At 64.4% G+C, this 7,410-nt stretch carries 6 protein-coding genes and 1 tRNA gene; 2 read left to right on the forward strand and 5 right to left on the reverse strand.

The window, feature by feature from the left end; genetic code table 11:
• Window positions 1-84 precede the first annotated feature (84 nt).
• Genes ASC48_RS15990 through ASC48_RS16005 form a run of 4 tightly spaced genes read right to left on the reverse strand, consistent with a single transcriptional unit; the run spans window position 85 to window position 4,485 of the window.
• Entirely contained in the window at window positions 85-1,155 is a 1,071-nt protein-coding gene (locus ASC48_RS15990; protein ID WP_055456720.1) for a DNA polymerase III subunit delta', read from the reverse strand.
• On the reverse strand, window positions 1,145-1,822 hold the full coding sequence (tmk, locus tag ASC48_RS15995) for a dTMP kinase (protein ID WP_244270082.1): 678 nt from the start codon (window positions 1,820-1,822) through the stop codon (window positions 1,145-1,147). Before tmk ends, ASC48_RS15990 begins: the two co-directional genes overlap by 11 nt.
• A 38-nt stretch (window positions 1,823-1,860) precedes the next feature.
• The gene (locus ASC48_RS16000; protein ID WP_072242669.1) at window positions 1,861-3,072 is read right to left on the reverse strand and encodes a D-alanyl-D-alanine carboxypeptidase family protein; all 1,212 of its coding nucleotides are present in this window, start codon (window positions 3,070-3,072) and stop codon (window positions 1,861-1,863) included.
• A gap of 60 nt (window positions 3,073-3,132) precedes the next feature.
• Entirely contained in the window at window positions 3,133-4,485 is a 1,353-nt protein-coding gene (locus tag ASC48_RS16005) for a septal ring lytic transglycosylase RlpA family protein (RefSeq protein ID WP_055456722.1), read from the reverse strand.
• Between the two features lie 1,066 nt (window positions 4,486-5,551).
• On the opposite strand from ASC48_RS16005, the gene ASC48_RS16015 reads away from it, so the two are divergent.
• Window positions 5,552-5,641 (forward strand) — tRNA-Ser (locus tag ASC48_RS16015).
• A gap of 85 nt (window positions 5,642-5,726) precedes the next feature.
• Window positions 5,727-5,996: a transposase gene (locus tag ASC48_RS20140; RefSeq protein WP_279626056.1), complete on the forward strand. Its 270-nt coding sequence runs from the start codon at window positions 5,727-5,729 to the stop codon at window positions 5,994-5,996.
• Between the two features lie 115 nt (window positions 5,997-6,111).
• On the opposite strand, the gene ASC48_RS16025 is transcribed toward ASC48_RS20140, so the two are convergent.
• On the reverse strand, window positions 6,112-7,377 hold the full coding sequence (locus ASC48_RS16025) for an IS701 family transposase (protein WP_055456724.1): 1,266 nt from the start codon (window positions 7,375-7,377) through the stop codon (window positions 6,112-6,114).
• Between the last annotated feature and the right edge of the window lie 33 nt (window positions 7,378-7,410).

Genomic DNA, 7,410 nt, shown 5'->3' on the forward strand with positions numbered 1-7,410 from the left:
CTTTCGGGCGGGAACTGGCAAAAAACGGAAGAAACGGCCGGACAGGTGTCCGGTCATCAGCAGTGCCTTGCAGGCGGCAAGGCGTCATGCGGGCATTCGCATGGCCTCGGAGAGGGAGCGGAACACGTCGATGACCACCTGTTTCTTGTCAAGATTGAGCGCCTCGGCATCAGCCGCCGCGCGGCCCATCTTTTCCCATACCTCGGTCCACCTGACAAGCCGTGAGGCGTTCCCTGCGTCCGGCCCGCGCAACTGGGCATGAATCCAGTCCCGCGCCACAGACAGGAAGGCTTCCCAATTGTCAGTTTCGCCGCGTGCCGAGACAAGATCGGCAAAGGCATGCAGCGCCACCGCATCAATGCGCGGCAGGCGGGCTGCGAGATTGTGGAAGCCTTGCGTCACCGCCAGCCCCTCGCCTGCCAGCAGCAGCAGGGCCGAGCGCAGGCTTCCGCCGGCAAAGCGCGTCACATCCGCCATGGCGGAAGGATCTGCATCGCCACGCATGCCCGCAAGTGCCTGGGCCATGGCCCGTTCGTCCAGCGGCTGCAGGTCCAGCCTGCGGCAGCGCGAGCGGATGGTTGGCAGCAGGCGCCCCGGCGCATGCGACAGCACGAAAAACATGGAGTTGGCGGGCGGCTCTTCCAGAATTTTCAGCAACGCATTGGCGGAACTGGCGTTCATATCGTCCGCCGCATCGACAATGCAGATCCGCAGCCCCTGCCCCGAAGCCGTGGTGCCGAAGAAGGACACGGTGCGCCGCACCTCGTCGACCGGCAGGTCAGTCTTGAAACGTTTGGTCTTCTCGTTATATGGCCTGCGCAGATGCAGCACGTTGGGGCTGGCGCCTGCCGCGATCTGGCGGCTGACGATATGCCCCTCCGGCACCGCAAGGCTGCTGGCAGCGGCTACCTCGGGTGAAAACCTGTCCGGATGGGCCAGCGCGAAACGCGCAAAGCGGAAGGCAAGCGTCGCCTTGCCGATGCCCTTCTGCCCGCCCACCAGCCAGGCATGGTGGAAGCGCGGCGAGCGGTAGGCCTCAATCAACTCGCGCTCGGCTGCCTCCTGACCCACGAGGGCAAACTGCTCGCGCGGCAGCGGCACGCCGTCGATGGCATCGACCTCCGGAACGGTTTCGATGTCCGCGTTACGCGCCATGGCCGGATCCTGCGCCTTCCCTGTTCTTCAGGCCGAAGCGGGAGGACACCACTTGCCAGATGGCCGCTTCCACGCCGCCCGCATCCTGAGCGCCGTCAATGACCACAATGCGGTCGGGCTCGGCGTCCGCAAGCTCCAGAAACAGCTGCCGCCGCCGCTCATGGGTTTCCATGGCATCGGTCTCGAACCGGTCCGGGCTGCGGCCGCTGGCATTCTGCGCCCTTGTGGCCACGCGCTTCAGGCCAATGGCGGCCGGAACGTCGATCAGCACCGTCAGGTCGGGCCTCAGCCCGTTTGTGGCCGCCACTTCCAGCACATCCAGAACTTGGGCCTCGACGCCCGCCTCGCCCTGATAGACGCGGGTCGAATCGGCATAGCGGTCGCACAGAACCCACTCCCCGCGCTCCAGCGCCGGGCGGATGGTCACATCCACATGGTCGGCACGGGCGGCGGCAAACAGCATGGCTTCACCGCGCGGACCCAGCTTGCGCGCCGCGCCCGACAGCAGCACCTCGCGGATCATCTCTGCCCCCGGCGATCCGCCCGGCTCACGCGTCAGCGTCACGCCTAGCCCCTGTTGCAGCAGGCGCTCGCGCAGGCGGCGGATCTGGGTGGACTTGCCCGCCCCCTCTCCGCCTTCAAATGTGATGAACCGCCCCAGCGCCAACGAAACTCTCCAACTCATCCGCCCCGCAGGGCGCTGCATCACAGCCAGCCGAACAGCAACTGACGCACACCATTCATCGCCCGCTGGCTCAGCGTGCCTTTGCTGACGTCACCGCCCGTCAGAAGAGGTGCGCGGTAAACGACGGCGTCATCCGGCCCCAGCACCCTGATTTCGCCCACCACGGTGCCCTTTTCAACCGGCGCAAGCAGCGGACCGTCATAAACGGCGCGCAGCCGGTAGTTCATCGTACCGCCCGTGGGCAACAGAACCTCAACAGTACGCGCCGCCACAAGCGGCACCTCGCCTGCCGTTCCGCCGAACACGCGCGCACTGGCCACCTGTGCCCCGGCATCAAACAGGCGGTTGAGGGTGAAGGCATCCCATGCCCCCTCGACAAGATCCTTCAGCGCCGCCAGCCGCGCCTTGTCCGTGGGAAGGCCGGAGAGGGCCGCAATCACCCGCCGCCCGTTCCGCTCCACCGAAACAAGACCGCTGAACCCATCCTTTTCGGTCTGCCCTGCCCCCAGCCCGTCCAGCCCGGTGACATTGCCCAGAAACGGGTTCTTCGCCCGCTGGAAAATGTTGTTCCAGGTGAACTCCGGCTGGCTGAACAGGCCGTAGCGATCCTTGTGCTCGGTCAGGATATAGCCGGCCAGCAGGCTCAGATCGCGTACCGTCACTTTCACGCCCGGCGCCGGATAGCCGGTCGGATTGGCAAAATGCGTGTTCTTCATGCCAAGCTTGACCGCAAGAGCATTCATGCGCCCGGCAAAGGCCTCTTCGCTGCCAGCCAGCCCCTCGGCCAGAACGATGGCCGCATCATTGGCATTGTGAACGAGGAGCCCCTGCAGCAGGTCGGACACAGCGATCTGCGACTTCACGGCCGCAAACATCGTCGCCCCGCGTGACGGCGCTCCGCCTGTGCGCCAGGCATGTTCGCTGACCGTGTAAAGCGTATCTTCGGACGTTTCCCCCGCCTTCAGCGCATCGAAGACGATCGCCGCAGTCATCACCTTGGCAAGGGAGCCCGGCTCAAACGGCTGGTCCGGCGCCTTGGCATAAAGCAGCGTGTCACTGGACTGGTCGAGAAGAATGGCGGTCGCGGCGCGGGTCGCCAGCACATCCTGCGCCGCGGCGGGGCGAAGGATGCACAGGCCGGAAAGCAGAAGCCCTGCGGCAAGGGCCGCAAGCCTGAAGTGCTTGAACCTTGTCTGCAGCGGCCGTGCGGCCGTTTCACCCTGCCCGATCATGTTCCACCCGGCCGAAAACCGCCCCAAACAGCCGGAATCCAGCCTGCACCTGCCGCCAGTTCAGCGGTTCAGCTTCTGAAGGGACGTTGCGCTGTTCTCGAACGTTTCGAACGCGCCGAAAACATCATTGATGCGGTCGTTGGCGGCATAGGACGACACAGCCCCGCCGCGCAGCAGGTTGCGCGGAGCGTTAAGTCCCGGCTGCCAGATCATCTGCGGCTGGCTGGCGGCTGACGGATCCTGATAGGCCGCAGGTGCCGCATTTGCCGGCGATGCCGCAGGCACGCGGATGGTACCAAGGGTTTGCGGCTGTCCACCCAGTGTCTGGACGGCGGGAGCGGCAGCGGGAACCCCGGCAGGGATGGCGGCGGCCGGGCTCATGATGGCCTGGGCTTCAGCGGCAGCCGCCGATACATTGACCGCAGACGCCGCCGGGCTCGCCGAGGCGACCATGATCTGCGCCGCACTTTCATAGGCAACCGCCGGATCGAAGGCGATCATGTAGGACGGATCAAGCTGCGGATGAGTGGTGCCGGAAGTGGAAGCCACCGTCACCGGCTGCGGCAGTGTCAGAGGACGCGGGCGCGGTGCGAAGCTCGGCACATAATTCGTGCTGCCGGCGCCCTGCGCCAGCGGCCCGGCAGAGGCAACCATCACAGAAGCGGCAGGCGCGCGGACAGGCCCTGCTGCAGGTGCAGGCGCAGCAGGGGCCTGTGCCAGCATGGTGCCCGGCATCGTACCGCCCGGCGTCACGGCATCCGGTCCGTTATAGCTCGCCATCAGGAAGGCCTCGTCATCGCCGTCCATGCGGGCCGGGCCGATATATTCCACCTTCACCTTGCCGATACCGGCCTGCTTGGTGCCCAGCATCTTGGCGACGCGCTGCGACAGATCGATCTCGCGGTTGCCGTGGAACGGCCCGCGGTCATTGACACGCACGATCATTGAGCGGCCGTTCTCCACATTGGTCACGCGGGCATAGGACGGCAGCGGCATGGTGGCGTGGGCAGCCGTCAGCGAGTGACGGTCATAGATCTCGCCATTGGCGGTCTTGCGCCCGTGGAAGGCCTCGCCATACCAGGACGCAAATCCGACCTTGGTGTAGCCTGGCTCCTCCTTCGGATAATACCAGCGCCCGGCCACCTTGTAGGGCTTGCCGACGATGGCGCGGCCACCGCCTTTGGGCACCGGCTCACCATCGGCGACGACGCGGGGGCTGGCCTTCACGCCGTATTTGGATTCGGGAAAATATTCGGAGGAGCGTTTCTTGGTCGGCGCACTTTCGCAGGCCGCCAGTGCGAGCGCTGCAGTCAGCGCGATCGTCAGTTTCAGGGCGGGCTTGCGGAGTTTCACACCACTTGCCTCCTGAGCGTCCTTGCTGGCGCATACGGCCTTTTCAGCCATAGCTGCCATCGGGCGTTTCCCCAAACCTTGCATCCTGCCGTCCCACTCACAACGCGCCTGGCGGCCCCAGCACACGCGCTCCATGAAGCCGGTTTCCCGGCACTGTCTCGCGGTTGCGCAAACTGACCGTTCGGCCTCTTGCGCGCAAGTGCATTCCGCCCCCGCAGAAATGCAACAGCCGCAGTTAATCGCATAGTGGTTACCTGATCCTTACCGCTTCGCCAAGTCCCAAAGCGCCACAGAGTCCATCAAACCGTATCCGGTACACCATATAGGTCCGGGGCGGCTGTTTTCCGCCGCTCCGGCAGGGCCGGAAGCGCCGGCGCCTTCTTGAAATAATTTACCATCCTGCGACATGGCAGAGGGCTCATGCCCCGAATCTGCCCGGCCCCGCCTGGCTCTGCCTGCCTCTGGCACGTCCACAGCCAGAACTCCTGCACGCAGTTCGATGCACAGGCAGATTCCCTGCCGGTCTGTCCAGGCTTCGCGGCGGTGACGCGCCCCGCCCTGAAAAGCCTCAGCCCCATCAAGGCCTGAATCCCTCAAGGTTAGAGCCTATCATTGCATCACTTTGTGATCGCCATCACAAACCGCAGCGGCGGCAGCGCCTAAAGTGATGCCACTGCAACGGGCCGCCCCGCCCTGCGCAGGCTGGGGCCTTCCCGGCACCGGCCGCTGATCCTGCACCCCTGCCCACGACACGCCGGATCAGCGGCCCCCTTCCGGGGGACACATGGCGGGCAATTTTTCCTGACAAGACATTGTATGCGCAGCGCGGCGGCAGCCGTTCTGGCTGCGCCCCTCCGGCCTTTGCGGCGTTCTGTGAGGCGCGCTCATAGACAGGGATGGCCGGCGGAGGCAACGGCAAGGCTGAAGCCGCCTTTTCGAGTCAATCCTGCTGTTCCGGGGATACGCCCCAGGGTGCCGCCCGTCCCTCGGAGTTTTAAGCCAAGGTTTCTGCGAGGTTTTCAGGCATGTTTCCGGCACGTTTTCTGGCAAGTTCCGGGCAGTCCTCACAAATTCACGCCACCCCGCTTGACATTCCCCCCCAAAGCCCCGAAACGGTTTGCACAACGGAAGAGTGGCCGAGTGGTTTAAGGCACCGGTCTTGAAAACCGGCGTAGGTGAGAGCCTACCGTGGGTTCGAATCCCACCTCTTCCGCCACGTCCATTTTCTTGCTTCTAGGCTCAGGACCTATCAATTTGCATTGACCCGTGCGATGTGATTCAGGATGGCAAAGAAGTTTGCCATGACTGATCTGTATTTGCTCTCACCAGCGCAGATGGCGAAGATCGAACCGTTCTTCCCGCTTTCTCATGGTGTTCCTCGTGTCGATGACCGGCGGGTGATTTCAGGCATCATCTATGTGCTGAAGCACGGCCTCCAGTGGAAAGATGCACCGAAGGACTACGGGCGGCTCGAGGGCTGGCGCCGCATCGCCACCCGCCATGACCGCCGGGCAGACGTCTTCATGGCCGCAATCACAATCGCTGCAATTGTCATATGGTGGCTTCAATGAGTCCTGAGCCTAGCACGACTTTGGCAGATTATTCTTTGGCGGGTCGCTGGGGCGGCATCCGCAGTGCGGGCATGGTTTGTCCGGCGGCCTGCTCAGACGGTCAAGGATGGCTTGCCTAATGGCTGGCAGGCTCGGTTTCGGTGGTGGTCCCGAGATTCTTTTTTCCCCCACTTCGACTTTGCTCAGTACATGCCTTGGCCTGCTTGAGGCGAAGGGATTGGAGGAAGGCGAGCGCGATCATGGACATCAGCGCGTGTCGGTGCAGGCCTTTCCATGATCGCCCCTCGAAGTGGTCCAGGCCGAGTTCTTCCTTGAGTTGCTGGTGAGCCTGCTCGCAAACCCAGCGGGCCTTGATGGCGCCGGCGAGTTGCTTGATCGGCGTGTTGGCAGGCAGGTTGGAGAGGTAGTACTTGCGCTCGCCGGCCGATCGATGTTCCCCGGCGAGCCAGACTTCTTCGCCCGGCAGATGCTGGGCACCCATGTCGTGGATACGCTGCTGCGGTCCGTCCGCGACCCTCACGCGAACTGCGGCAAAGCGGGCCGCAAGCTTGCCCTTGGTGCCACGCCGCCAACTGACCTGGCGCCATTTCGCCGCCTCCAGCATGGCTTGTGCCGATACCGAGGTGATGTCGGGTATCGCGTTCTTTCTCGGGCGTCCGCGAGCGGCAACGGGAAAGACCATGCTGACATCGGCAGGGTAGACCTTCTGCTTGAACGGGATACCCACAGCCCAGGCAAGGCCGCGCTCGCTCAGGCCCTGCCGGAAGGATGCCGGGAGGCCATATCCCGCATCGGCCAGGACACAGCCGAAGCGAACGCCTGCGGCACGGACCCTGTCGATCTCGGCCAGTGCGATCTCCGGCTTGGTCCGGTACGCTCGCAGCCCCTCTGGAACCCCGGCGCGATCAAGGCGGGCCGCATCACTCGTCCAGCTTTCCGGCAGAAAAAGGCGCAGGCCCACCATCACCGGCACCTCGCGCGAGGCCAGCGTGACCGACACAAGCGTCTGGCAGTTGGCGTTTTTGCCGAGCGTCGAGGCATACTGCGGCGCCACGCCAACCGAATGCCGCCCTTTCTTGGGCAGAGCCGTATCGTCGATGATCAGCCAGGCATCGTCGCCACCAACCAGTCGGTCCGCCTCGGCAAGCAACGCCGCCTCAAGCGGTGCTTCGTCCCAGACCCCGCTGCCGGCAAAGTGATGAAGCCGGTCGTAGCTGACATCGTCGTCCCGTGCAGCCATGGGCTGAACACTCTTGCGATCACCCGGCCCGATCAGCCCCGAAATGTAGGCCGGGCACATCCGGCGCCGCGTCTTGTTCCGTAGCGCGGCGGCAAACGGCGCAAGCCATGCCTCCAGTTCGTTCCGCCAACCCGTTTCCATCACCAGCCTCCTTGAAAGCTGGCTCCCTATGAA

The organism is Pannonibacter indicus (assembly GCF_001418225.1).
In the GTDB taxonomy this organism is placed as follows: domain Bacteria; phylum Pseudomonadota; class Alphaproteobacteria; order Rhizobiales; family Stappiaceae; genus Pannonibacter; species Pannonibacter indicus.